The sequence below is a fragment of the Psychrobacter sp. TB55-MNA-CIBAN-0194 genome (genome assembly GCF_040309505.1).
Lineage (GTDB): Bacteria > Pseudomonadota > Gammaproteobacteria > Pseudomonadales > Moraxellaceae > Psychrobacter > Psychrobacter fozii.
On the sequence record NZ_JBEOOW010000703.1, the window covers coordinates 1 to 241 of the forward strand.

1 protein-coding gene is annotated in these 241 nt (G+C 62.2%); it reads left to right on the plus strand.

Annotated elements, in window-relative coordinates; all coding sequences use genetic code 11:
* Window positions 1-241: ABC transporter permease (locus AAEY75_RS16800; protein WP_352260299.1), on the plus strand; the 241-nt coding region annotated here is incomplete at both ends.

Here is a 241-nt window from a genome sequence, read left to right on the forward strand (position 1 = left end):
GCACCGACGCGGGTGTGCGCTTCGGCAACGTCGACTACATGGCTTACGTGGGAGGCAACGACACCAACTTCCCGGAGATCTTCAACTGGCCGGTGGTCGAGGGCAGCTATTTCACCGAGGCCGACGAACGCGCCGCCGCCACAGTCGCCGTGATTGGCGCACGCATCCGCCAAAAGTTGTTCAAGGACGTGGCCAACCCCATCGGCCAGTACATCCTGATCGAGAACGTGCCCTTCCAGGT